This window comes from Sandaracinaceae bacterium (genome assembly GCA_020633055.1).
In the GTDB taxonomy this organism is placed as follows: Bacteria; Myxococcota_A; Polyangia; order Polyangiales; family Houyiibacteriaceae; genus JADJJE01.
Genome location: JACKEJ010000006.1, coordinates 263,083 through 286,896 on the forward strand (window position 1 = coordinate 263,083; position 23,814 = coordinate 286,896).

Consider the following 23,814-nt stretch of genomic DNA (forward strand, 5'->3'; position numbering starts at 1 on the left):
CTCAGCTGCAGCAGCTCTCGCCTTCCGCCCCGATGGGCGCCTCTTTGCGCAGGCCCGCGCGCTCGAGCATCCACATGGCGGGGCACCACCCCGTGAAGCCGCTCTGCAGCTGGTTCAGCCCGACGAAGGCGGTGAACAGGAAGAACGCCGGGTGCACGAACCAGCCGAGCGCCACGCTCGCGAGGGTGAAGGTCCCGGCCATCACGCGGAGGCCCTGGTTGACGGTGACGTTGCTCATGAGTGTCGCTCCTTCTCGAGGCCGAGTCTCGCCTCAGCCGTACTTGCTCAACAGCGCGCGCACCTGCGCGAGGTTCTTCGCGGCGCGCTCGCTCTGCCCATCCACACGCAGCTCGCGCTCGATCATGCAGGCCAGCAGCTCGTGGTAGGTCTTGTCCAGCGCCTTGCGCGCCGCAGCCATCTGCTGCGCCACCTTCTCGCAGTCCGCGTCCTGCTCGATGAGCTTGCGGAGGCCGCGCACCTGCCCTTCGATGCGGGCGAGGCGGTTGCCGAGCGCGGCCTTGTTGCTCTCGTCGAGTGCGTGCATGGGAGCTCCGTGTGACCTGTTGTATACTATACCCCGTAGAGTATATGTCAAGACGCGGACGTGTCGCCGGTAGTACACTCCGCGGCCATGCCCTCATCCCTCGACCGCGCGTCCGTCCCCGCGTCGCTTCCCATCGCTCACGTGGCCGAGCGGCTCGGCGTTCACGAGGACGACGTCGTCCTCTTTGGCCGCGACGTCGCGAAGCTGAGCCTCGACGCGCTGTCTCGATCGTCTCCGCTCGGGTCGACCCGACGCAAGCTGGTGCTGGTGAGCGCCATCACCCCCACGCCCGCCGGGGAGGGCAAGACCACCACGTCCATCGGGCTCGGTCAGGCGTTCTCGGCGCTCGGCGAGAGCGTCTGCCTCGCGCTCCGCGAGCCCAGCATGGGGCCGTGCCTGGGGCTCAAGGGTGGGGCCACGGGCGGCGGCCAGAGCCGGCTCACGCCTGCGGACCGCATCAACCTCCACTTCACCGGTGACTTCCACGCCATCACCTCGGCGCACAACTTGCTCGCGTCGCTCGTCGACAACCACCTCCACTTCGGCAACGCCCTCGACATCGACCCTCGCCGTGTCGTCTGGCCCCGCGTGCTGGACCTGAACGAGCGGGCGCTGCGCGACGTGGTGATCGGACTCGGTGGGGTGGGGCAGGGGGTCCCGCGAGAGGCGTCGTTCGACATCACGGCAGCGAGCGAGGTCATGGCGATGCTGTGCCTCGCCGAGGGGCTCGACGACCTGCGCGCGCGGCTCGAGCGCGTGGTGGTGGCCTACACGCGGGGTGGACAGCCCGTGACCGCGCGGGACGTCGGCGCAACGGGGGCGATGCTCGCGCTGCTGCGGGACGCGCTGGCGCCGAACCTCGTGCAGACCCTCGGGGGCACACCCGCCATCGTCCACGGCGGGCCGTTCGCCAACATCGCGCACGGCTGTAGCTCGGTCTTGGCGACCCGGATGGCGATGCACCACGCGGAGTGGACGTTCACGGAGGCGGGCTTCGGCTTCGATCTCGGGGCGGAGAAGTTCTTCGACATCAAGTGCCGCGCCGCTGGGCTCGTCCCGGACGGCGTCGTCATCGTCGCGACGGTGCGCGCGCTCAAGATGCACGGCGGGCAGGCGCTGGAGCGCGCGGCGGAGGTCAGCGCCGAGGCCGTCCGCGAGGGCTTGCCCAACCTCGTGGCGCACGTCGAGAGCGCCAGGCTGTTCGGCCGGCCCGTGGTGGTGGCGCTGAACCGCTTCGACTCCGACGATCCGCGTGAGGTGAGCGAGGTTGCGCGCTGCTGCGAAGCGCTGGGCGTGCCGTTCGAAGTCTCGGACCACTTCGCGCGTGGTGGGGAAGGTGCCGTCGCGCTGGCGCGCACCGTGATGGCGACGTGCCGCGAGGCGAGCGCTTCGCCCACCCCGCCCGTGCTCTACCCCCTCGAGGCGTCCATCCCCGAGAAGATCGAGCGGGTGGCGCGCTCGATGTACGGCGCCTCGGGCGTGACGTTCACCAAGGCCGCGGAGCGCGAGCTGCGCGACATCGAGCGGCTGGGCCATGGGGCCCTGCCTGTGTGCATCGCGAAGACCCAGAGCTCGCTCTCTGACGACCCCACCCGCCGCGGCAGGCCACGCGACTTCACGCTCACCGTGCGCGGGCTGCGGGTGAACGCCGGGGCAGGGTTCGTCGTGGTCCTCACCGGTGACGTGGTGCGCATGCCGGGCCTCCCTCGTCGACCGCTAGCCGAGCGCATCGACGTGCGCGACGGCGTCATCGTCGGGCTGCGTTGACGAGCGATGAGGCCCCACAGCTGCGCAGGCGCGGTGGCCACCTGTGCTCAGGGCGTGGCGTCGGGACCCGCCTCGCGCTCCACCGCGCGCCACCGGAACGGCGCGCGCAGCTGGGCCAGCAGCCCGGTTGGGAAGCGGGGGAGCGACCCGATGCCGACCGGAGCGTCGATGGGGCGCCCTGGCCAGAAGCGCGTACGGAAGAGCACGTCCCACCCGATCAGGATGGCGCCGTAGTTGCTGTCGCCCTCGGCGGGATCGGTCGAGTGGTGCCAGCGGTGAAGCTCGGGCGTGGCGAAGAACCAGGCATAGGCGCGCGCGTCGAGGTCGATGTTGCAGTGCTGGAGCTGCCCGTAGCACGACGACGCGACGAAGTAGGCGACGAAGATGCCGGGCGGGATGCCGAGCACCTCGAGCGGGAGCGCCTGCAGGAACGCGAGCACGGCGAGGTCCAGCGGGTGGAAGCGCGTGGCGTTCAGCCAGTAGAGGCGCTTGGCGCTGTGATGGATGGCGTGCAGGCGCCACAGCAGCGGCCACTCGTGACCGAGCCTGTGGGCGGCGTAGTGGCCCAGCTCGGCGATGCCGCACGCGAGCAGCACCTGCGTCCAGGCGGGCCAGTGCCGAGGCCAGAGCGTGGGCTGCACGGCCTCCGGCAGCGTCGCGTGCAGGGCACTCCCGGCGAGCGCGGCGAGCACGCCTCCGGCGATGGCGCTCGCGGGGCCGACCAGCACGAAGTACGCGACGTCGGCGCGGACGTCGTCCTGCGACTGGTTCCACGCAGGGCGGTGAGGGAAGGCCCGCTCCAAGACGGCGAGCGCGACGTAGGTGCCGACGATGAGGGCGCCGCCCAGGGCGAAGGTGTCCCACCCCGGGAGCTCGGCGCGGCTAGCGTCCGCGCCGAGCGACGCGAGCACCACGGCGGCTGGCCCGAACGTGAACAGCGGAAAGGTGGCGTGGCGCACCACGGCTGCAGCGACTCCTCGGGGCGTCACCCCAGCCCTCGCACGGGCAGCCCGGCCTCGCGGTAGATCGCGTCGATGACCTCGAGCGTGCGCACGGCCTCGCCCGTCGTGGTCACGATGGGGGGTCCACCGCGCACGGCTTCGGTGAACGCGCGCAGCTGCGACTGGTAGGTGGATCCGCCGGGCACGCGCACCACCCGCCGGCCCCGTGGGCTCCGCACGACGAGGTGGTGGTAGACCTCGGGCTTGATGAAGTTGAGCAGGTCCACGGAGCCGCGCGTGCCGATGAAGCGCATGCGCACCTCGAGCGGCCTCCGCAACGAGCGCATGGCGACGAAGAGCCGCACGTCCGGCGCGTTCGGGAACGCGAGCCGAGAGTCCATCACACCGTCCACCGAGGGGGCGACGGGCGTGGCGGTGGCGCTGCGCACCTCGGGCTCCGTGCCCAGCACCGCACGCAGGAACGCGACCGGGTAGCAGCCCATGTCCAGCATGACGCCGCCGCTCAGCTCGTACACGAAGCGGAAGTCCCGCTGCGGGATGTAGGCGCTGAAGCCCGCCTCGACGCGCACCAGCTCGCCGAGCTCCCCGCCGCCCAACAGCGCGCGCAGGTGCGGAACCAGCGGGTGATGCAGGGAGTGCATCGCCTCGGCCACGACGAGCCCGCTGGACTCCGCCGCCGCGTGCACGCGACGCGCCTCGTCGGCGTTCGACGCGAGCGGCTTCTCGCACAGCAAGTGCTTGCCGGCCGCGATGGTGGCGAGCGCCTGTGCGGCGTGCATGCGCGTGGGCAGGGCGAGGTACACGGCGTCCACGTCATCGTCGCGCAGCAGGTCCTCGAAGCGCCGGTGGACGCGGGGGATGGCGTGCTTCTTCGCATACGCGAGCGTGTCGTCGTAGGACTGGTACTCCTCGGCTACGGCCGCGACCCGCACGCCGGGAACGCTCGGCGTCTGCTTCAACAGGGCGAAGGGGGCGATGCGCGCTGCGCCGAGCACGCCGAAGCGGACCTCGTCTCCCACACGGACCGCCGCTGGCCTCCCGTACGCGGCAGGCCAGCGTTGCTGCGCGAGCTCCTCGCTGCGCGCGAAGAGCGCGCTCCCCACGCGTTCGTCGGTGGCCTTCGGGACCATGGGCTTCCGCTCGCCGCGCATGTACAGCGCCCCGTTCTCCGCGAGCAGGTCGGGGGCACTCGCGATGCGCACGGGGATCTCGATGCCGTCCGAGACCGGCGCGGCGATGCGGCTCCAGAAGAAGTCGGCCACGGTCTTGGTGGCGCCCGAGTTGTTCGACAGCCCGAGGTTCGTGTAGTTCATGCCCGGGTTGTAGGCGTTGACGGACACGCCGTGGGGCAAGAGGCGCTCCGCCAACATGCGCGTCAGCTGGACCGTGGCGAGCTTGGACCTGGCGTAGGCGCCCAGGGGCTGGAAGCCGCGCTCGGCGCGGGCGTCGTCGAGCGCGAGGCGGCCGTAGGGGTAGATGTCGGAGGCCGTGTGGAGGATGGTGGCCGGACGCGACGCGACCAGCCGATCGACCAAGAGGCACGTGAGCAGGAAGGCCGAGACGTAGTGCACGGCGAACGTCTCCTCGACGCCGTCCACCGTGACGCGGCGGCGTTGGTTCACCATGCCCGCGTTGTGGATGAGCACGTGCAGCGGGAGGTCCGTGGCCAGGAACTCCGCGGCCGCGCGCCGCACGTCGGACTGCACAGCCATGTCTGCCACGAGCAGGTGCGGCTCGGGGGCGCCGAGCGCCACACAGCGCGACGACACGTCGCGCAGCTTGTCGCGGTTGCGCCCTAACAACACCAGCTGCATCCCCTGGCCAGCGAGGGCGAGTGCGGTCGCCTCGCCGAGGCCGCTGGTGGGGCCGGTGATCAGGCAGACGCGAGGAGGTGTGTGTGCGGCGGTCATGGGGTCTCGTTCGTTCCGTCGGCGGCGTCTGCGGTGGCGGTGACGTGGGGCGGGAGGAGCGCGCGGGTCTGCCCAGACACCTCGGCCGAGGCCACGGCGGTGAGCACGTCGACCAGGTTCGAGACGAACAGCTCACGCGCGGACGGCGGGAAGAGCTGGGGGTCGCTGGTCACGAGGCGCCCGAAGTCCGACAGACCATGGAACAACAGCTCGGTCACGAGCAGGTAGCGCGCCATGCGGACGGGCGCAGGGAGCCCAGGCACCACGCGCAGCAGCAGGCGCTGCAGGCGATCGGCCCCGCGGTTGCCGAGGCGCGCGTCGTTCCAGAAGGTCGACGTGCGCGGACCCCCCACGATCTGACCGAAGATGGCGAGGTAGGCGCGGCCACCGTCGGGGTCGTCCAGCTTCTCCGCCACGGGCAGGACCAGCGCCTCCATGAGCGCCCGCAGGTCCAGCGTGCCCGCGGCTTCGACCCCGTCGAGCAGCCTGTGCCGGCGCAGCTCGATGCCCGGGGTGTGCTTCTCGAGGATGGCCTGCAGCAGCTGCTCCTTCGTGCCGAAGTGGTACTGGAGGGCCGACTTGTTCTTCTGCCCCGCCGCGCGCTGCACCTCGTTCATGGACACCGCGTCGATGCCGCGGTCGGCGAAGAGCTGCTCGGCCGCGGCGATCAGGCGGGCACGGGTGGCGAGGGAATCGGGGCGCACGCAGAATAGTGTAGGGCGATCGCCTCAAGTCAGCAATCTGTTTTCGTCTTGTAGAGAATGAATGGGATCGGTATGAGTGTGAGCTTTGGTTGCACATCTAAGGCATATGCCTTATAAGCCTCGCGACCCGAGGTGACCATGTCCGAGCAAGACCCCGTCCGAGAATTGGTGCGCGCCCGCCCGTTTGGTGAAGCCCTGAAGGAGGCCGATGCCCCCGAAGCGCGGGAGGTCGCGCCGGGCGTCTTCATGTCGCGCGGCACCTCCAACGCCTACGCCGTCCGCACCCAGGTCGGTCGCGTGATCATCAACACCGGCCTCGGCTTCGAGGCCTACACCCACAAGCGCAACTTCGACGCGGCGTGTCCGGGGCCGACCACCCACATCCTCGTCACGCAGGGGCACGTCGACCACGTCGGCGGAGTCGGGTTGTTCCGCGAAGAGGGCACCGTCTTCGTCGCGCAAGCCGCGAACGCCGCGTGCCAAGCCGACGACGCGCGCATCGCGGGGCGGCGCCAGTCGCACAGCTACGTCTGGTTCTCGGACGTCATCGACCACGCACTCACCGTCGCGCGTGAGCACCCCGACGCCGTCGTGCAGGACGCGCCCCTACCGGACCGGACGTTCGTCGAGCGCGAGGAGCTGTTGGTCGGTGGTCGGCGCTTCGTGCTGCACGCCACGCCTGGCGGCGAGACCGTGGACAGCGCCGTCGTGCACCTCGAGGACGAAGGCATCCTCTTCAGCGGCAACCTGTTCGGGCCGCTCTTTCCCCACTTCCCCAACTTCAACACCGTGCGCGGCGACAAGTACCGCTACGCCGGCGCCTACGTCGCTTCCCTCGCGCGGGTGCGCGCGCTGGCGCCGGAGATCCTCATCACGGGGCACGGCGACCCCATCGTCGGACGCGAGCTCATCCGCGTGTGTCTGGATCGGCTCGAGGCCGCCGTGCGCTACGTGCACGAGCAGACGCTCGACGGTATCAACGCCGGCGAGGACATCGACGCGCTCGCCGCCCGCATCCAGCTGCCGGACGAGCTGTTCGTCGGTCAGGGTTACGGTCGCGTCGCGTGGGCCGTCCGCACGTTCTGGGAGAGCTACCTCGGGTGGTTCAAGCTGCGCTCCACGACCGAGCTCTATCCGCGCGTCCCCACACAGCGGGTGCTGGCGGAGCTCGCGGGTGCAGAGGCCACCGTGGCCAGGGGGCGGGCCGCGCTCCCGTCCGAACCCGTGCTCGCGCTGTCGTTGGCCGAGGCCGTGCTCGAGTCCGCGCCGACCCACGCCGCAGCCCTCTCGCTCGCGCGTGAGGCTCACGTGGCGCTGCTGCAGGAACCCGACGACGCGCAGAACTTCTGGCTCGGCGGGTGGCTCCGCGCGCAGCAGGCGTCCCTCGAGGTGCGCATGGTCGCGAAGGAACCCGACGAGGTCCGCGCGGGCGAGGTCGCGGCGCTCATGGCGGGCTTGCCCGCGCGCTTCGTCCCCTCGGCGGCGGGCGGGCTCGTCGCGGTCTACCAGTACGACATCACGGGGGCCGAGGCAGGGCATTGGCATGTCGTGGTGGAGGGCGGCACCTGCCGTGTCGTCGAGGGCGCCCACCCCTCCCCGGACTGTCGCATCGCCATCCGCGACGTGGACTTCCTCGCGTTGAACTACGGGGAACTGCACCCGCTCAAGGCCGCGCTGCAGGGCAAGATCAAGTTCGAGGGTGACCGCAAGAAGGCCATCCCGCTGGAGGCCATCTTCGCGAAGATCAGCCGTCCTGCACGCGCCGCGAAGGGCGCCAACCCCGCAGCCAACAACGTCCTGTTCGTCGACGACCTGGGCGCCCCCGTGCTCACGCCGTCTCAGCGCAGCATCAAGTGGCTCGCTTCGCGCGGGCACACCACCTTCGACCCCGAGCAGGTGCTTGCGGACGCCCGACGCCGCACCGGGCTCGACGAGTTCGGTCCGCGCGACTTCGAGGCGCGGCTCCAGCTGCTGACGGAGGACTACGCGGCCGACCCCGGCATGAGCGAGGTGGGCAAGCGCATGGTGCGCGGCGAGCTGGTCCGCTACGCGAGCAACCGGCTGCTGATCGAGGCGTACGTGCGTGAGCACCCCGACGCGCTGACGGCGCGCATCGAGCGGCCCCTCATCGTCGTCGGACTGCCTCGCAGCGGCACGACGCACCTCGTGAACCTGCTCGCGGCGGACACGCGCTTCCGCTCGCTGCCGCTGTGGGTCTCGATGGAGCCGCTGCCCAACCCGCGCGAGGCGCGCTCGCCAGCGTGGGCGGAACGCGCCGCCGGGCGCGTAGACGGCTGGCTGCCCGAGCGCGCGCGCGACTGGCTGGGCGTCGAGCAGCTGCGCGCCGACCCACGCTACCTGCGCTGCGCCGCGAACTGGGCCGGCATGCGCGGTATGGCCCCCTATGTCGCCGCGATGCACCCGATGAACCCGGACCACGTGCACGAAGAGCTCGAGCTGATGGGGCCCGACTTCGCATCGTACTTGTTCGAGTGGACCGGGCACGTGCCGCGCTTCCGCGACCACTACCTGTCGACCGATCAGACGCCCCACTACGCCTACCTGGCGAAGGTCCTCAAGATCCTCCAGCACCGGGACGGACGGGGGAACGCCCCCTGGGTGCTCAAGTGCCCGCAGCACTTCGAGCAGCTGCCCGCGCTGCTCGCGACCTTCCCCGACGCGACCGTCGTGTTCACCCATCGGGACCCGGTGGCGGTCATCCAATCCACCGTGACCATGCTCGGCTACGCGCAGCGCATGTCGCGCACGTCGTATGACATGCCGGGCCTGCTCGGCTACTGGAGCGACCGCCTCGAGCACCTGCTGCGACGGGGCGTCGCGGACCGCGAGCTCGTCGGTGCGGAGCGTTCGTACGACTCTCGCTTCCACACCTTCATGGCCGACACGGAGGGCACGCTCGACCGCATCTACGCGCTCTATGCCTTGCCGCGCACAGAGCGCTCACGCGACGAGCAAGCCGCGTTCCTGCGCGCGCACCCGCGCGGGAAGGAGGGCCGCGTGCGCTACGACCTGCGAGGGCAGTTCGGCGCCGAACCGGCCGACCTGCGCAGGCGCTTCGACTTCTACATCGACCGCTTCGGCGTGCGCCCCGAGTAGCCGCGGACGTCGATGGCGCGTCGGCTCAGCGGCGGCCCATCGCTGCGGCGAAGGCGGCGCGGTGCTCCGGCGACACCTGCGCCGACGCGGCCTGGCACTCCTCCGCGTGTTGCCGTGCGTAGGCCATCTCCATGCAGCGGCGCGCACCCTCGGGCAGCGTCTCGCACGCGGCCAGGAACGCCTCTCGGTCCGGTGGCGGACGGTTGCCGGGCACGGCCTGCGTCAGCGCGGTGGCCGAGGCGAGGGCGGCCTCGCATGGGCCCTGGCCTGCAGCAGCTGCCCCCGCGGCCTCGGCGCGCACCGCCAGCTCCAGCATGGCGTTCGCGGGGCTGTCGGCGCGAATGGGCTCCACGGTCGGCGGCGCAGCGGTCTCGCTGCCGGGCGCGGCCGCCTCTGCGGCATGCTCGTTCGTAGCCGTCGCGGCCGAAGCGCTCACGTGTCCGTTCGTGGGCTCAGCGCGCTCCGAGGCGCAGCCGATGGCGAGCAGCGTGACGGCGGGCAATGTCCACACCAGCGCGCGTCCAAACCGAGCAGGTGCGGCCCGCTCCGAGCAGACGGAACCACGGGCAGGATCGGAGACGGTGATACGACTAGTGTGCATTTGTTGGCAGGATACGGCGTCTCGCGGTCCGCGCCAGCCCCAAATTTTGCGTAAAACGTGCGTTCGTTCGTCCCTCTTCGAGGACGGTTGCCGAAAAGTCTCGATGGAACAAAGAAACTGATGTTGTATCTCGAACTCGATATTGCTATCGTCGACCCATCGAGCGTGCCCCCGCGGCTCGCCTGGATGGAGAATGAGGATGGCAACCCAAGAACACTTCTTCCGTTACTCGCCCGCGCTGGCCCTCGTCGCACTCGCGATCGCCACGTCGGGCTGTGATGTCGATGCAGGCGCTCGTCCCGACGGCGGCGTGTACCAACCCGACGGCGGCTACCCGGACGGTGGCTACGAGGACGCTGGATACGACGACGCTGGGTATGGCGACGGCGGCTACGAGGACGGTGGCTACACGTGCGACCCCTCGAACCCGTACTACGGCAACGGCCCCATTCCGGAGCCCGACCCCAACGACCTCTTGTGGGCGCGCCATGGCGGCTGGGCCGTGTGGGACTACTGCATCTGCAAGCCCGACGAGACCCCCATCGGGCCCGACCTCGACCCCCGCACGCACGTGAACCGCGACGCTGCGGGCCCGAACATCCTCTTCAACGTCGCGTGGAAGGACTGCCACATGCTCCCCGACGTGGTCGGTGAGGAGGGCATGCCCACGACCTGCGGCGAGCTGCGCGCCCGTGTGGCCGAGGGCGCACGTCTGATGGTCCCTGGCGCAGCTGGCGGCGGCGCGCTGTTCTCGGGCAACAACTACCGGGAGCTCACGTCGGGCTTCGGCATCGCGACCTTCCCGGCCACCGCCTACAACAACATGTGGATGAGCTGGGGTCTCGACGAGCGCCCCGACAACTTCGACTTCCTCGTCGGCCAGCGCGTGGGCTCGCCCTTCGGGCCGGTCCGCAACCCGTACCCGCTCTACTATGGGCCCGGCGATCCGCGGAACGAGGTGCTCACGGGCAGCCTCATCCCCGGGGTGGACTCGCCGCTCGACATCCTCTCCAACGTGACGCTGACGCCCGAGGCCGAGCGCACGGGAGGGTCGGGCACCATGCCCTACTTCTTCACGCACCTGCGTGACGAGGACGGGTCGTACACCGGCCGCATCGGTATCACGTGCCAGGGCTGTCACACCGGCAGCATCGGCGACGCGACCGCGCCCGACATGGGCCGCTCCGGCTACACGGAGGGCTCGGGCAGCCCCCTGGCCGATCACAACCTCTTCCTGTACGACATGCTCCCGCGTGGCTACGCGGCGTCCTTCGTGTTCTGGATCAACCTCAGCAAGACACGCGGCGTGAACAATGCGTCCGACGTGAACCTCGCGTTCCTGTTCCCGGACAACGACGCGGGCTACGACTTCGGCACGCTGGGCGGCCTGCTGACCACCGGCACCAGCGCCGGGATGGACACGCCGGCGTGGTGGAACATGGGCCACCGCACGGCGAAGTTCGTCGACGGTCTGTTCCCCATGGATGCGCCGCGCGTCGACATGGTCTTCTACACGCCCATCGTCGGTCTCTTCGGGGTCGTCGGCGACGGCGTCACCTTCCTGGTCAACGCGGTCGCCGGCGTGGTCGACATGGTCGGCTACATCGTGACCCTGGCGCTCAACGCCATCGGTCTCGGGCCCGCTGACGTCCCAGCAGGCGTGTTCAACATCATCAACGGCGTGTTCAACGCCTTTGGCATCGACCTCGTCGACCTGACTGGGCTCGACGAGAGCCAGAACACCGACATCTTCCAGGCCATCAGCGCGTTCATCAGCGTGGACGAGGAGAACGACGGGCAGCAGTGGATGCGCGACCACGGCGTCGCCATCAACGACTGGGCTCTGACGCTCAAGTCGCCCGAGTACCCCGGCAACGTCGACCGTCAGCTGGCCGAGGAGGGCGCCGTGCTCTTCCACGAGCTGAACCTGTGGCAGGCTGGCAGCGGCCCCGGTGTCCCGACGCTCGAGGGCGGCAATGGTTCGTGCTCCACCTGCCACGGCGTCTACGCGCCGCGCTACGCGAACGACCCCAACTGGCTCTCGGACCCCGCGCTCATCGGGCAGGCGGCGTACATCACACCGATCGACATCATCGGCACCGACCGCGTGCGCTTCAATGTGAACGACCAGGCCATGAACGAGGCCGGGCGGCACAACTTCTTCGGCTACGCCGAGCTCCAGGACGAGGTCGCGGCCGGCAACGCGGACTACTGCGGCCCGCAGAACCACAACAACTACCGCGACCCCGTGGCAGCGCCGCGCAACAGCACCGCGCGTCGCGCGCTTGGCTACCTCGCGCAGCCGCTGCACGGGGTGTGGTCCACGGGCCCGTACCTCCACAACGGCTCCGTGCCCAACCTGCGCGGCGTGCTCGACTCGAGCGCGCGTCCCGACCTGTTCCGCCGCTTCACCACCCCGACCCCGTCCAACTTCCAGCAGGGCGAGGTGATGATGGGCTACGACACGTCGCTGACGCGTGCCTTCGACCACGACAACGTGGGCTGGCGCTACCAGACCTACCAAGAGGTCTACGGGCGCGCATGTGACCCCGTCGGCGGCGTGACGGGTGCGCTCGACTGCTTCCAGTTCAACCCCCTCGACGTGCTGCACCTGCAGTCGAACCTGAACGGTGCGGTGCAGTGCGTGCAGAACCAGTTCCTGGGACAGATCACCAACCAGCACCGTTCGTGCGACCCCACCGGCGTGGCGACCGAGCTGCTGGACACGGTGCTGACCTTCGCGCAGGACAACCTCATCCTGGTCTGGAACCTGCTGTACGCGCCGATGGACGTGACCGACTTCGACTCGGTCAACAACCGCACCTGGTACAACACGCGCATGTACGGGCAGGGCAACGGCGGCCACACGTTCGGCGACGGGCTCACCGACCACCAGCGTGACGCCATCATCGAGTACCTGAAGACGCTCTGAGCGCTGGCCCGCGGAGGCGCGGGCTGGGGTGACGAGAGACGAACGACGACGAACGCCCCGGCCTCGCGCGGGGCGTTCTGCGTTCATCGGGGCTCCGTGGCGCTCGGGATGCAGTACGCTGCCCCGCCATGGGGTCCGACATCGCCCGCTTCATCGCCGCCACCCAGCTGGCGGCCCTGCGCGATCAGCGCGACGCGCTCACCGCTGCCTACGATGCGATCGAGGCGGACGCGGCGCGCGCCGCGGCCATGGGGCTCGTCGCTCGCGTGCGTGCGCTGCACGAAGGGCTCGCGACCCTGACCCGCGCCGGGGAGCCGCTGCACCCAGACCTCCCGGACCTCGACGCGCTCTTCCACGGTCACGACCTCGGCCTCGCGTCGGCGGATGCGGCGTCGGGTTGGGAGGCGCGGCTCGTGCGCGAGCTCATGCATGGCCGCGCACGGTCGCAGGTGGCGTACCTGTTCGGCACCGTCGCAGGAGAGCTGGCCGTAGCGTCGGCACCGGCTCCCGAAGCCGCCGACGCGTTCCTTGGGCGCATGGCGGAGCCACCGGATCGCATCGACGTCGAGGCGCTGCGTCGGGAGCTGCGCGCCATCGGCCTCGACGCGCGTGCCGACGAGGTCGCGGCGCGCTTCGGCAGTGACTTCCACGTGGTGCCACCGAGCGAGGAGGCTCACCCCACGGGACCCAGGCTTTCAGTCGCCGTCGTCGAGGAGCTGCGGCGGGTGGTAGGAGACGCCGAGCGGAGCGCGGCAGTTCGGGCGGAGGCGGCCGCGTTGACGCCAGGCGACGAGAGCACGTGGCACGAGTCGCCGACCGTCCGCGCGCTCGGTGACGCCCTCTCGCTGCGCCTGATGGAGGACCCGCGCGCTTGGCGCTGGCCCGAGGAGGGGGTCGCCGTGCGCGCCGTCCGTACCGCGGACCGCACGCGTTTCCACCCAGACATGTCGCTGCTGGACGTCGTCGCGTTCGAGACCGTCGGCCGCTGGTTCGACGACGCGTTGGCCGACGTGTTCTTCACGGACCACGCGACGCGGCGCGGGCGCCTCGCGAAGCTCACCGAGCTGGCGGCGCCGCCGATCATCCTCGCGAACGAGCGCGCCGCGCTGGCTCGCCCTCTGGGTCTACTGAACGACCCTCGCGTCGTCGACGAGGAGGTCGCGGTGGGGTCGGTCACGCTCGAGCGAGACGTCCGTCGCTCCGAGCTCGCTGCCGCGGGCCACGAGTCGGGAGCCTACGGCGCTGGGTATGGCGAGGGGACCGCGGCGGTGGCGCGGCTGGTGGACGCCGAGGTCGCGCTGCGGCGCGCCCGGGATCCCGTGGCGCCGGTCTACCTCATCAAGGTCGACGTGCGGGACTGCTTCGCGTCCATCGACCACGAGGCGTTGGACGTCGCGCTCGAGGTGCTGGGCGTCCCCGCGCCGTGGCGTGCGTGGGTGCGCGACTTCGTGCGGGTCCCGTTCCGCGCCAGCTCGGGCGTCACACGTGCGACACGGGGCGTGCCGCTCAACACGAGGCTGGGGCGGCGGCTGGCCGAGGTGGTTCTGGCGGCGGCGGAGCTGACCCTGCGGAGCCGACACCCCGACGTGCTCACGCTGCGGTTGGTCGACGACTTCGCGCTCGTGGCTGGTAGCGGGTCGCACGTGGTCGCAGCCTACGACGAGCTGCGCGCCGCGCTCGCTCACCTCGGTCTCGCGTTGAACCTCGACAAGTCCAGCGCCGTCGCCGTGGGCGACCCAGCTCCGCCGCCCATCGAGGAGGCGGTCTGGGGCAGCGCACGCTGGAACCTGCTCGAGCTGGGGGCATCGGGGACCTGGCGGCTGTCCGAGACAGGGCTGGCCGAGCTGCTCACCAGGGCTCGTGCGGAGCTCGAGCAGCCCGCGCTCGTCGCTGCGCTGCGTGCCTACAACGCGCACGTTCGGTTTGGGCTCTCGAGCGTGGTGTCCCGCGGGCACCTGCGATGCTGTCCCGAGACCGGGGAGGGATCCCACAGCCGGATCGTGCAAGAGCTGACGAGGCGTCTCGAAGCCGAGGTCGCCGACGGCGGTCTGCACGCGTTCATCGACCGCGCGCTCGAGGCGCGGGGAGCCACCGACCTGCCGCGCGCGCACCGCTTCTGGCCCGTGACGGCGGGCGGCCTCGGTCTCGTCGACCCGCTCCTCCTGTTGGGGCAGCTGGTGCCGTTGCCTCCCTCGTGCCCGCGGCCGGCCGGCACCGTGTCGGCGGAGGGCGGCGCGGCCGAAGACGACTCCGCGTGGGGCGCGTTCTACGCGACCTCGGGTCGGAACGCCGAGGTCCGGGAGCCACGGGAGGGGACCGTCGGCGAGGCGCTCTCGAGAGCGTTCGTCGCGCGAGGCGGTCGGCTCTCGGGCGGTGCACAGGCAACGCTCACGCCGTACTGGAGGTGGGTGCTGGCCGTCCACGGGCCGAGCATCCTCGAGGCGTTCGGAGCCTACACGTTCCTCGACGAGCGCCTCGTGCCGCGCGCGCTGCTGCTCGACCTCGCGGGGGCGTGAGCACCGCGTGGCGGGCCGTTCTGCGGGTCCCGACTAGCGCCGGGCCGTCGCACGTGGCAGGCTGCCGCCATGCGCACGAGCTGCCTCGCTCTACTCTTTCTTGTGGGCTGCGGAGCGTCTGGGCCGGCCCGTTCGTCCGTTGCCGGAGGGGAGCGGGAGACCCTCCCTGTCCCCACCATCGCCGCCTCCGCCGAGGCGGTGCTGGGTGCCGATCTCGTGGTGCGGGAGCTGAGCCCTGGCGTCTTGCTGCACGTCTCCTGGACCGAGCTCCCCGAGTGGGGGCGCATCTCCTCGAACGGCTTGGTGGTGCTCGGCGCGCGAGAAGCGCTGCTGATCGACACGACCTGGGATGACGCTGGAACGGAGCTGCTGCTGGACCATGTCGCGTCGGCGCACGGCCGCCGCGTGTCCCACGCCGTGGTCACGCACTCGCACGAAGATCGCATGGGGGGCATCCGCGCGCTGCAGCGTCGGTCCGTGACGGTGCACGGGCTCTCCCTGACGGCCGAGCGGGCACGCGCGGCGGGCGAGCCCCCGCCCGACGAGACCTTCGCCAGCGAGGTGAACCTCGACGTCGACGGCGTCCATGCGGAGGTGTTCTTCCCCGGCGCGGCGCACGCTCCCGACAACGTCGTCGTGTGGCTGCCCGACACGGGCGTCCTCTTCGGCACCTGCATGGTCCGTGAGCTCGCGAGCACGTCGGTGGGCAACCTGGCGGATGCGTCGCTCGACACGTGGGAGGCGTCCGTGTCGGCGGTGCGGCGTCGCGTGCCGGCACCGCGCGTCGTCGTACCGGGGCACGGTGAGCCTGGAGATGCGACGCTGCTCGACCACACCATCGCGCTGGTACGTGGCGCGCAACACCAACCGTGAACGGGCGCGCGGGCCCTGGGGAGCCTCCTCGGCGGGCTCATTCGTCCGAGTAGGTTCGAGCCGCGCGGCGCTCGGACGGCGTGCCGCTCAACCCACGCCGCGGGTCGACGACGTCCAGCTGGCGCTCGGGAGGCGATACAGCACGTGACGCTCGAGCGGGTGCCCGGCCGCCAGCAACGGGTGGTCGAAGTCGTCGCGGACGTCGTGCGTCATGCCCAGGCGCTCCATGACCGCCCGCGACCGCACGTTCGCCGGGACGGTGAACGAAACGAGCTCGGGGAGGGCCAGGTCGTCGAAGGCGAACCGGCACGCCTCGCGCGCTGCCTCGGTGGCGTAGCCGTGCCCCCAGGCCGCCCGTGAGAGGCGCCACAGGAGCTCCACAGCAGGCGTGAAGTGCGCCTCGAAGCCCACGTGCGCCAACCCCACGAACCCCACGAACGGCGGGCCACCCTCGACCTCGACGGCCCACGGTCCGAACCCGGACGAGTCGAAGTGCGCGGCGATGCGGTCGGCGAGCGCGTCGCTCTCCGCACGTCCGAGCACGGAGGGAAAGTGCGCCATGACGTCCGGGGACGCGTTGAGCTGCGCGAACGCGTCCCGGTCGCTCGCACGCCAGCCTCGGAGGATCAGCCTGGAAGTGCGCCGTGGCTCCATGGGCCCGGATGGTACGGACGTGCCCGCCGACGGCAAGCACGCGCCCACGACCGCCTCGTCCAGAGCGTCGCTCTTGATCGTGATGGAGACGTCGAGTAAGGTGACTGAGTCAACAAGTTGGAGTGGCGTGTGAACCTCTCGAATCGGCTCGAATGTGCGGTGGTGCTGCTCGTGACGAACCTTGTCGCTGGCTGTGCGCCGTCTGGCGACTGCGTGCGGACGGATGCTGGCCCGGCGGTCTGTGAGCCTCACGTCGTCCCCCAGCCAGACGACCTCGACGCGAGCTTCCGGGACGGCTGGCACGTGACCCTGGCCGAGGCCGGCATCGTGGAGCGGCGCGTGCGCGTCGGCCGCTCGACCCTCTACTACGCGGAGGGGCCCGCCTCGGGTCCGCCGCTGCTCCTGCTGCACGCGCAGCACATGGACTGGTACAGCTACAGCCGCGTGCTCCCCGAGCTGGCGCGCACCTTCCACGTCTTCGCGGTCTCGTACCACGGTCACGGGCTGACGGAGAGCCCGGTCGACCACATGGACGCCACCCACATCGGTGTCGACCTCACGGCGTTCATCGAGCACGTCATCGGCGAGCCCGTGTTCGTGACGGGCAACTCGTCCGGCGGTCTGCTCTCCCTGTGGCTCGCCGCGAACGCGCCCAGCTGGGTACGGGCCGTGCTGCTCGAGGACCCGCCGCTGTTCACGTCCGAGCTGCCTCGTTCGCGAGAGACCATCGCGTTCCGCACGTTCGAGACGTGTCACGCGTACCTCGAGACCCGCAGCCGGGAGGACTTCCTGCTCTACTGGGTCGCCTCGAACCAAGAGTTCGTGGTGAACATGTTCGGGAACTTCGGCTACCGCCTGCTGGTGTCGGGCGTCGAGACCTACCGCGTCGACCACCCCGGCGAGCGCGTCGAGCTGAACTTCCTGCCCGACATCGTTCGCATCCTGGTGCGTGGGCTGGACGTCTACGACCCGCACTTCGGCGACGCCTTCTACGACGGGAGCTGGAGCGAGGGCTTCGACCAAGCCGAGGCCCTGCAGCGCGTCGCGGCACCCACCTTGCTGCTGCACGCGAACTTCGAATACCTGGAAGACGGGACGCTCAACGGGGCGCTCGACGACGACGACGCCGCGCGCGCCATGTCGTTGCTCGCGGCAGGCACGTACCTGCGGATCGACTCCGAGCACGTCGTGCACTTGGACGAGCCCACCGAATTCGTTCGCATCGCCACCGAGTTCTTCCTCGGACCGTGATACCAGGGGGCATGAAGGACGTCCCGCTCCTGCGCGCGTTCGGGGTGCTCAACCGCACGTTCTCGAGCTACTTCTCCCAGTCGCTGGCGCGCGAAGGGCTCTCCTACTCGGAGGGCGTCATCCTCGCGAACGTCGGCCACGCCCCGGGTGTCACGCAGCACGTGCTCGCGCAGGAGCTGGTCATCGACCGGGCTGCGGTGGCCCGCGCGGTAAAGGGCTTGCGCGACAAGGGGCTGGTGCGCGAGCGGCAGTCGGAGTCGGACGGACGCGTCAAGGAGCTGTGGCCCACCCGCGCGGGGGAGCGCATGGTCGGCAAGATCCGTGGCTGGAACGACGCGTGGATCGGCTTCGTCACCACCGACCTGAGCGAACGTGAGCGAGCCACGTTCATGCAGGCCCTCGGCAAGCTCGTCCTACGCGCGAAGGAGGCCGACCCCGCCGCGTTTGGCGTGTGAGTCGCCGCCAACGCACGCTCGCGCGCTAGCTGCGTGTGGCTTCGTACACGCGGAAGCGTCCCGTCTCGGCCAGCACGCGGTGCGCGCCGAAGGCCTGGTCGAGCGCATCGCGGTACGGCAGGAATGCGTTGGCCACCAGGGTCAGCCGCCCGCCTCGCTCGAGACGTGCAGGTGCTTCGCGGATCAGTCGGTCCGCGACGTCGTACGACGTCCCGACGCCGTCATGGAACGGAGGGTTGCTGAGGATCCAGTCGTAGCGCCCAGCGGTCGCGCCGTACACGTCGGAGCCGTACGTCACAGCGGACCCGTCTGGCAGGCCGAGGTCCGCGAGCGTGGCGCGGGCGGCCTCGACGGCGAGCGCGTCCACGTCCACCAGCTCCACGCGCAGCCCTCGTTGCAGCAGGCCCCGCGCACCCGCAGCACGCGCCAAGGCGGCCCCCAGCACGCCGCTGCCACAGCCCACGTCCAGCACACGCTTCGCGTCGTCGAGAGCGCCGGCGTCGATGGCGGGGGCGATGGCCTGCAGCAGCAGCGCGGTGCCCTCGTCGAGCTTCTCCGCACCATAGACCCCCGGGTACCACACACAGCGCAGTGGTCCGCCCGGGACGTCCACGGTGACGGCGCGGGCGTAGACATCGACCCCGTGCGTCTGCGTTGCTTCCGGCGCCCGTGGACGACGCGCTGCCACGCACTGGGCGTGCCCGCCGCTGCTCACACCCAGGGGCTCGGTGAAGCGCGCGTTGACGGCCTCGCGGATGGAGCGGATGCCCTCGCGCTTGCCGCCCACCACACGCAGCTCTCCCGCGGGCCCCAGCGCCCGTTGCGCCTGGTCCAGCAGCCAGTGTTGACGCGCCTTGCCCTTGGGGAGGTACATCAACGCGAGGTCGAAGCTCCCCGCCGTGTCTTCACTCGCTGAGCCCGTCCAGAGCGTGGCGAAGGCGGTGCGCCGCATGTCGAACGTGCGGGCGTGGATCGCTACCAGGTCGGACCCGGCAGCCGCGCGCACCGCGGCCACGGCGGTGTCCTCTGGAGGGTCCAGCAGCAACACGCGACCCCGCACGGGGTCGGCCGTCAACAACCGCGTCGCACCGTGCTCGCCCGCCGCCACGATGGAGAAGACCGACTAGAGGCCCGACGACTTCAGCGACTGGTTCTGCGCGGGCGTCAGCGGGAGGTGCAGACCGCACTCCTTCTTCTTGCCCAGCAGGCGCCCATCGCGCGGGTCCATGTCGGCCGTGGTGGGCAGCGTGGAGTGCGTGTCGCCGATGGACCGGTAGCCCTCCGCGTAGAGCGGGTGGTAGGGCAGGTCGTGCTGCTCCATGTAGGCGTCCACGTCCTCGTCGCTCCACGGGAGGATGGGGTGCAGCTTCACGCGACCGTTTTGCCGGCCGACGCGCGGGAGGCTCGCGCGGTGCTCGGTCTGGTTGGCGCGCAGCCCTGCCAGCCACGCCTCCGTGCCCAGCTCGTTCAGCAGCTGCTCGAGCGGCTCCACCTTGTTGATGCGCAGGTACTCGGCCACGCCTTCGTCCCCCTGCTCCCAGCGGTTGCCGTAGAGGGCCTCTTGCCGCGCGGCCGAGATGGCGGGCGTGGCCCAGCGCAGGTCCAGCCCGAAGCGCTGCTCCAGCTGCACCGCGAAGCGGTAGGTCTCGGGGAACAGGTAGCCGGTGTCCACGCACACGACCTTGGTCTCGGGGGCCACGCGGGCGACCAGGTGCAGCATCACCGCCGACGTCGCCCCGAAGCTGGTAGACACCACCAGGCGCTCCCCATAGCGCTGCGCCGCCCACGAGATGACCTCCTCGGCGCTGGCGTCGCGCAGCTCCTGATTGGCACGCTGGAGATCGAGATCGCCGGGGGTGGGGTCGAGTGCATCCATGGTGAGCCGGCCTAACTTGACAAATTCAGTGTGGGTTTGCAACGCGTACCTCGCTTCCAAGTGCTGAAATCTGTCGTGTGTGCCGGGAAAGCGTGACGAAACCGCGCGCACGGGTGTGTATTCTACGGTCGTGGGGTAAAGAATGATCGCGGGCGGGCGCACACCACCGTTGCGGTTCTCGACCCCGACCGCTAAGACCCGGCCCCCTGAACATGCGGAGAGGCAAATGACGGAACCGACAGGAAGCCAGTTCGACGTGGTGGGCCCCATTGCGGTGGAGCTCCAGCTGCCGCCCCGGGGGGTCGCGGCGGTGGTCCAGCTGCTGGAGGAGGGGGCGACCGTCCCCTTCATCGCGCGCTACCGCAAGGAGGTCACGGGCGGGCTGGACGAGGTGCAGATCCGCGACATCCAAGAGCGCAAGGCCTACCTGCGCGAGCTGGACGAGCGGCGCACGGCCGTGCTGGCCAGCATCACCGAGCAGGGCAAGCTCACCCCGGAGCTGCACAAGCGCATCCTGGCCTGCACCACCAAAGCGGCCCTCGAAGACCTCTACGCGCCCTACAAGCAGAAGCGGCGCACGCGGGCGACCATCGCCAAGGAGAAGGGCCTCGAGCCGCTGGCGCTGCGCATCTTGGCGCAGCCGGCCGACGGCAAGCCCCTCGACGAGGCCGCCACGTTCGTGTCCGCCGAGAAGGAGGTCGCCAGCGCCGAGGACGCGCTCAAGGGGGCGTGCGACATCGTGGCCGAGATCGTGGCGGACCACGCCGACGTGCGCGCCATGCTGCGCGACGCGTTCGCCAACAAGGGCGAGGTCATCACCTCGGTGGCGCGCGGCAAGGAGAACGAGCGCACCAAGTTCGAGGACTACTACGACTACCGCGAGGGCGCGAAGGACATCCCGTCGCATCGCTTCCTGGCCATCCGGCGCGGTGAGAGCGAGGGCGTGCTGCGCCTGAAGATCGAGGTCGACCCCGATCCCTTGCTGCCGCGCATGCAGGCGGCCATGAGCCTCGACCCGCGCTCGCCGTGGGCCGACCCGATGCGCACCGCCGTCGAGGACGCGTTCAAGCGCCTGCTCGCACCCAGCGTGGAGACCGACGTGCGCGTGGACCTCAAGCTGCGCAGCGACCGCGACGCGGTGGAGGTGTTCGCCGAGAACCTGCGGCACCTGCTGCTGGCCGCGCCCTACGGGCAGCGCAGCGTGGTCGGCGTGGACCCGGGCCTGCGCACGGGCTGCAAGCTGGCCGCCGTGGACGCGACCGGGCGTTACCTGGGCACGGACACCATCTACCCGTTCAAGGGCGCGGGTGATGTGGAGCGGGCGCGGCAAGAGCTGCTGCGCTTCCTGGCGCGGCACAACCCGCTGGCCATCGCGGTGGGCAACGGCACGGCCGGGCGCGAGACGGAGACCTTCGTGCGGGAGGTGCTGCGCGACCCGATGGTGCCCAGCCCCAAGCCCATCGTGGTGCTGGTGAGCGAGTCGGGTGCCAGCATCTACAGCGCGTCGGACATCGCGCGCGAAGAGTTCCCCGACCTGGACCTGACCGTGCGCGGCGCCATCAGCATCGCGCGCCGCCTGCAGGACCCGCTGGCCGAGCTGGTGAAGATCGACCCCAAGTCCATCGGCGTGGGCCAGTACCAGCACGACGTGCACCAGAGCCTGCTCAAGCGGAAGCTGGGCGAGGTGGTGGAGAGCTGCGTGAACGCGGTCGGCGTGGAGCTCAACACGGCCAGCGCGCCGCTGCTCAGCTTCGTGGCTGGCGTGGGTGACTCGCTGGCCAAGCGCATCGTGCAGCACCGCGAGCAGAACGGCGCGTTTACCAGCCGCAAGGACCTGCTCAAGGTGACGGGCCTCGGGCCCCGCGCGTTCGAGCAGGCCGCCGGCTTCTTGCGCGTGCGTGGCGGTGAGCACCCCCTCGACGGATCGGCCGTGCACCCGGAGCGCTACGAGCTGGTGGAGCGCATCGCGGGCGACCTGGGCGTGCCGCTCGAGGAGCTCGTGGGCAACGAGAAGCACGTCGCGCGCGTGGACGTGAAGCGCTACGTGGGTGAGGGCGTGGGTGAGCCCACGCTGCGCGACATCCTCGCCGAGCTCCGTCGCCCGGGTCGCGACCCGCGCGACGAGTTCGAGGCCCCGAACTTCCGTGAGGACGTGACCAAGCTGTCCGACCTGCAGGAGGGCATGGTGCTGGAGGGCGCCGTCACCAACGTCACCAACTTCGGTGCGTTCGTGGACGTGGGCGTGAAGCAGGACGGGCTGGTTCACATCAGCGAGCTGTCCGACAAGTTCGTCGAGGATCCGAGCACGGTGGTCAAGGTCGGCCAGCGCCTGAAGGTGACGGTCATGGAGGTGGACCTCGAGCGTGGGCGCATCGCGCTCAGCGCCAAGTCCGAGCCGGGGGCGCGTCGCTCGGGCGGCGGCGCTGGCGGTGGACGCGATCGCGGCGCAGACGCACGCGGTGGCGGGCGCGGGCCCGGAGGCGGCGGCCGCGGCGGACAAGGCGGCGGCGGCCGTGGTGGACAAGGCGGCGGCCGTGGTGGTCAGGGCGGGCAGGGCGGCGGCGACCGACAGCAGAAGGGCGGCTTCAGCCACAACCCCTTCGCGAACATCAAGCTGTGATCAGGCTCTGACGCCGGGGCGTTTCGCGCGCGTGTCCGCAGGGTAAATAGAGGCACGGCGCGCGATGCCTACATCGACCGTTCCGTGGGGCTGCCTAGAGTCATCGAGAGGCTCTCGTCATGCTCCACGGCGCTGCGTTCATCCACGAGGTCGAGCTCTGGTCCCCGCTCCGCGGGAACCTCTTCCGGTGCGTCGTCGCGAGCGCCGCGGGCCAGCAGGAGCGCGAGGCCTCCATCGAGGCCGGGGTCACGGGTGCGGCTCGCGTGGTGCGCCGCGTGCTGGCCACCTGCCGCCCCGAGCTGTCTCCCTCCGGTCGCGAAGACGTGCTGGTGGGCGTACCCGTGTACTGCGGCGCCCGGCTGGCGACAGTGGCTGTGTGGCGCTGCCACAGCCCGTCGGGGCAGGGCGGGGGCATCGAGGTCTGGGAGCCCAGCCGACGCGGCGACCTGGTTCACGCCGAGGGCTTCTACGGGACGCTGACCGAGTTCGAGCTGTCCAGCCGGCTGGCGCGCTTCGCGCAAGGCATCGGGCTCCCCGGCATCGCGTGGGATCGCTGCAAACCACACATCATCGACGATGTGCGCGCCTCACCTCTGTTCTTGCGCGCCGCTCTCGCGCGGGAGCACGCGCTTGCCGTGGGGCTGGGCGTCCCCATCGTGCGGGGCGGCGCGGTGGAGCACGTGCTGGTGTTCCTCACGGCGCAGCGCGTCCCGCCCGCGAGCGCGATCGAGATCTGGGTGCCCGACACACAGGGTCGTCTGTGGCTCGAGCACGGCACCTACCTGCCGGGCCTCGAAGCGCTCGCTCGGGCCAGCCGGACCACGTGCCTGATGCCCGGTGAGGGCGCCGCGGGGCGCGCGGCGAGCGCAAAGGAGCCGCTGGTCTGGACACGGGAGGACGGAGGTAACGACGCGACCGATCGCGACGCCACCCACGCCGGGCTGACGTGGGGAGTGGCGCTGCCGATCCTCCGCGACGAGGTGCTCACCGCCGTGCTCCTGCTCCGCTCGTGAGCCGCTGTGCCCTCCAGGC

Annotated in this window: 18 protein-coding genes and 2 pseudogenes; 11 read left to right on the forward strand and 9 right to left on the reverse strand. The window is 70.7% G+C overall.

The window, feature by feature from the left end; translation table 11 throughout:
• Window position 1: 1 nt before the first annotated feature.
• Together H6726_10550 and H6726_10555 are read right to left on the reverse strand one after the other, a co-directional pair.
• On the reverse strand, window positions 2-238 hold the full coding sequence (locus H6726_10550; GenBank protein ID MCB9658078.1) for a DUF2892 domain-containing protein: 237 nt from the start codon (window positions 236-238) through the stop codon (window positions 2-4).
• Window positions 239-271: 33 nt separating this feature from the next.
• Window positions 272-544 carry a metal-sensing transcriptional repressor gene (locus H6726_10555; GenBank protein ID MCB9658079.1) on the reverse strand — a complete coding sequence of 91 codons (273 nt, stop codon included), beginning with the start codon at window positions 542-544 and terminating at the stop codon, window positions 272-274.
• Window positions 545-631: 87 nt separating this feature from the next.
• Between H6726_10555 and H6726_10560 the strand changes: the two genes are divergently transcribed.
• The gene (locus H6726_10560; GenBank protein MCB9658080.1) at window positions 632-2,311 is read left to right on the forward strand and encodes a formate--tetrahydrofolate ligase; all 1,680 of its coding nucleotides are present in this window, start codon (window positions 632-634) and stop codon (window positions 2,309-2,311) included.
• Window positions 2,312-2,358: 47 nt separating this feature from the next.
• On the opposite strand, the gene H6726_10565 is transcribed toward H6726_10560, so the two are convergent.
• The 3 genes from H6726_10565 to H6726_10575 are packed head-to-tail and all read right to left on the reverse strand — an operon-like array spanning window position 2,359 to window position 5,887.
• On the reverse strand, window positions 2,359-3,273 hold the full coding sequence (locus tag H6726_10565) for a sterol desaturase family protein (GenBank protein ID MCB9658081.1): 915 nt from the start codon (window positions 3,271-3,273) through the stop codon (window positions 2,359-2,361).
• A 23-nt stretch (window positions 3,274-3,296) separates the two neighbouring features.
• Complete coding sequence (locus tag H6726_10570) at window positions 3,297-5,183, reverse strand: SDR family NAD(P)-dependent oxidoreductase (protein MCB9658082.1); 1,887 nt, start codon at window positions 5,181-5,183, stop codon at window positions 3,297-3,299.
• Entirely contained in the window at window positions 5,180-5,887 is a 708-nt protein-coding gene (locus tag H6726_10575) for a TetR/AcrR family transcriptional regulator (GenBank protein MCB9658083.1), read from the reverse strand. Before H6726_10575 ends, H6726_10570 begins: the two co-directional genes overlap by 4 nt.
• Window positions 5,888-6,025: 138 nt before the next feature.
• On the opposite strand from H6726_10575, the pseudogene H6726_10580 reads away from it, so the two are divergent.
• The 3 genes and pseudogenes from H6726_10580 (at window position 6,026) to H6726_10590 (ending at window position 9,004) form a co-directional block, all read left to right on the forward strand.
• A pseudogene (locus H6726_10580) lies at window positions 6,026-7,261 on the forward strand (MBL fold metallo-hydrolase).
• 21 nt (window positions 7,262-7,282) lie between these two features.
• A pseudogene (locus H6726_10585) lies at window positions 7,283-7,624 on the forward strand (SCP2 sterol-binding domain-containing protein).
• Between the two features lie 60 nt (window positions 7,625-7,684).
• Entirely contained in the window at window positions 7,685-9,004 is a 1,320-nt protein-coding gene (locus H6726_10590; protein ID MCB9658084.1) for a sulfotransferase, read from the forward strand.
• A 25-nt stretch (window positions 9,005-9,029) separates the two neighbouring features.
• Here the strand turns inward: H6726_10590 and H6726_10595 are convergent, their stop codons facing one another.
• Window positions 9,030-9,605 carry a hypothetical protein gene (locus H6726_10595; GenBank protein MCB9658085.1) on the reverse strand — a complete coding sequence of 192 codons (576 nt, stop codon included), beginning with the start codon at window positions 9,603-9,605 and terminating at the stop codon, window positions 9,030-9,032.
• A gap of 199 nt (window positions 9,606-9,804) precedes the next feature.
• Between H6726_10595 and H6726_10600 the strand changes: the two genes are divergently transcribed.
• From H6726_10600 to bla, 3 genes are all read left to right on the forward strand, one after another.
• Complete coding sequence (locus H6726_10600) at window positions 9,805-12,537, forward strand: hypothetical protein (GenBank protein MCB9658086.1); 2,733 nt, start codon at window positions 9,805-9,807, stop codon at window positions 12,535-12,537.
• A 128-nt stretch (window positions 12,538-12,665) separates the two neighbouring features.
• Window positions 12,666-15,053: a hypothetical protein gene (locus tag H6726_10605; GenBank protein ID MCB9658087.1), complete on the forward strand. Its 2,388-nt coding sequence runs from the start codon at window positions 12,666-12,668 to the stop codon at window positions 15,051-15,053.
• Between the two features lie 69 nt (window positions 15,054-15,122).
• Window positions 15,123-15,926, forward strand: a complete 804-nt coding sequence (bla, locus tag H6726_10610) for a subclass B1 metallo-beta-lactamase (GenBank protein MCB9658088.1) — start codon at window positions 15,123-15,125, stop codon at window positions 15,924-15,926.
• Between the two features lie 87 nt (window positions 15,927-16,013).
• Here the strand turns inward: bla and H6726_10615 are convergent, their stop codons facing one another.
• Window positions 16,014-16,580 (reverse strand): GNAT family N-acetyltransferase, encoded by a 567-nt coding sequence (locus tag H6726_10615; GenBank protein ID MCB9658089.1) that lies wholly within the window; start codon window positions 16,578-16,580, stop codon window positions 16,014-16,016.
• Between the two features lie 171 nt (window positions 16,581-16,751).
• Between H6726_10615 and H6726_10620 the strand changes: the two genes are divergently transcribed.
• Window positions 16,752-17,831: an alpha/beta hydrolase gene (locus H6726_10620; protein ID MCB9658090.1), complete on the forward strand. Its 1,080-nt coding sequence runs from the start codon at window positions 16,752-16,754 to the stop codon at window positions 17,829-17,831.
• 11 nt (window positions 17,832-17,842) lie between these two features.
• Window positions 17,843-18,286, forward strand: coding sequence for a winged helix-turn-helix transcriptional regulator (locus H6726_10625; protein ID MCB9658091.1), 444 nt, complete (start codon window positions 17,843-17,845; stop codon window positions 18,284-18,286).
• 25 nt (window positions 18,287-18,311) lie between these two features.
• On the opposite strand, the gene H6726_10630 is transcribed toward H6726_10625, so the two are convergent.
• Window positions 18,312-19,361 (reverse strand): class I SAM-dependent methyltransferase, encoded by a 1,050-nt coding sequence (locus tag H6726_10630; protein MCB9658092.1) that lies wholly within the window; start codon window positions 19,359-19,361, stop codon window positions 18,312-18,314.
• Between the two features lie 48 nt (window positions 19,362-19,409).
• A complete protein-coding gene (locus H6726_10635) occupies window positions 19,410-20,162 on the reverse strand; it encodes a phosphoadenylyl-sulfate reductase (GenBank protein MCB9658093.1) in 753 nt (250 codons plus the stop codon).
• A 226-nt stretch (window positions 20,163-20,388) separates the two neighbouring features.
• On the opposite strand from H6726_10635, the gene H6726_10640 reads away from it, so the two are divergent.
• Window positions 20,389-22,782, forward strand: a complete 2,394-nt coding sequence (locus tag H6726_10640) for an RNA-binding transcriptional accessory protein (protein ID MCB9658094.1) — start codon at window positions 20,389-20,391, stop codon at window positions 22,780-22,782.
• Between the two features lie 119 nt (window positions 22,783-22,901).
• The gene (locus tag H6726_10645) at window positions 22,902-23,795 is read left to right on the forward strand and encodes a hypothetical protein (protein ID MCB9658095.1); all 894 of its coding nucleotides are present in this window, start codon (window positions 22,902-22,904) and stop codon (window positions 23,793-23,795) included.
• Window positions 23,796-23,814 lie beyond the last annotated feature (19 nt).

Coding starts and splice junctions, on each gene's coding strand:
- H6726_10555 (MCB9658079.1), bottom strand. CDS start 544: ATGCACGCACTCGACGAGAGCAACAAGGCCGCGCTCGGCAACCGCCTC.
- bla (MCB9658088.1), top strand. CDS start 15,123: ATGCGCACGAGCTGCCTCGCTCTACTCTTTCTTGTGGGCTGCGGAGCG.
- H6726_10635 (MCB9658093.1), bottom strand. CDS start 20,162: ATGGATGCACTCGACCCCACCCCCGGCGATCTCGATCTCCAGCGTGCC.
- H6726_10560 (MCB9658080.1), top strand. CDS start 632: ATGCCCTCATCCCTCGACCGCGCGTCCGTCCCCGCGTCGCTTCCCATC.
- H6726_10645 (MCB9658095.1), top strand. CDS start 22,902: ATGCTCCACGGCGCTGCGTTCATCCACGAGGTCGAGCTCTGGTCCCCG.
- H6726_10640 (MCB9658094.1), top strand. CDS start 20,389: ATGACGGAACCGACAGGAAGCCAGTTCGACGTGGTGGGCCCCATTGCG.
- H6726_10625 (MCB9658091.1), top strand. CDS start 17,843: ATGAAGGACGTCCCGCTCCTGCGCGCGTTCGGGGTGCTCAACCGCACG.
- H6726_10550 (MCB9658078.1), bottom strand. CDS start 238: ATGAGCAACGTCACCGTCAACCAGGGCCTCCGCGTGATGGCCGGGACC.
- H6726_10615 (MCB9658089.1), bottom strand. CDS start 16,580: ATGGAGCCACGGCGCACTTCCAGGCTGATCCTCCGAGGCTGGCGTGCG.
- H6726_10600 (MCB9658086.1), top strand. CDS start 9,805: ATGGCAACCCAAGAACACTTCTTCCGTTACTCGCCCGCGCTGGCCCTC.
- H6726_10595 (MCB9658085.1), bottom strand. CDS start 9,605: ATGCACACTAGTCGTATCACCGTCTCCGATCCTGCCCGTGGTTCCGTC.
- H6726_10605 (MCB9658087.1), top strand. CDS start 12,666: ATGGGGTCCGACATCGCCCGCTTCATCGCCGCCACCCAGCTGGCGGCC.
- H6726_10570 (MCB9658082.1), bottom strand. CDS start 5,183: ATGACCGCCGCACACACACCTCCTCGCGTCTGCCTGATCACCGGCCCC.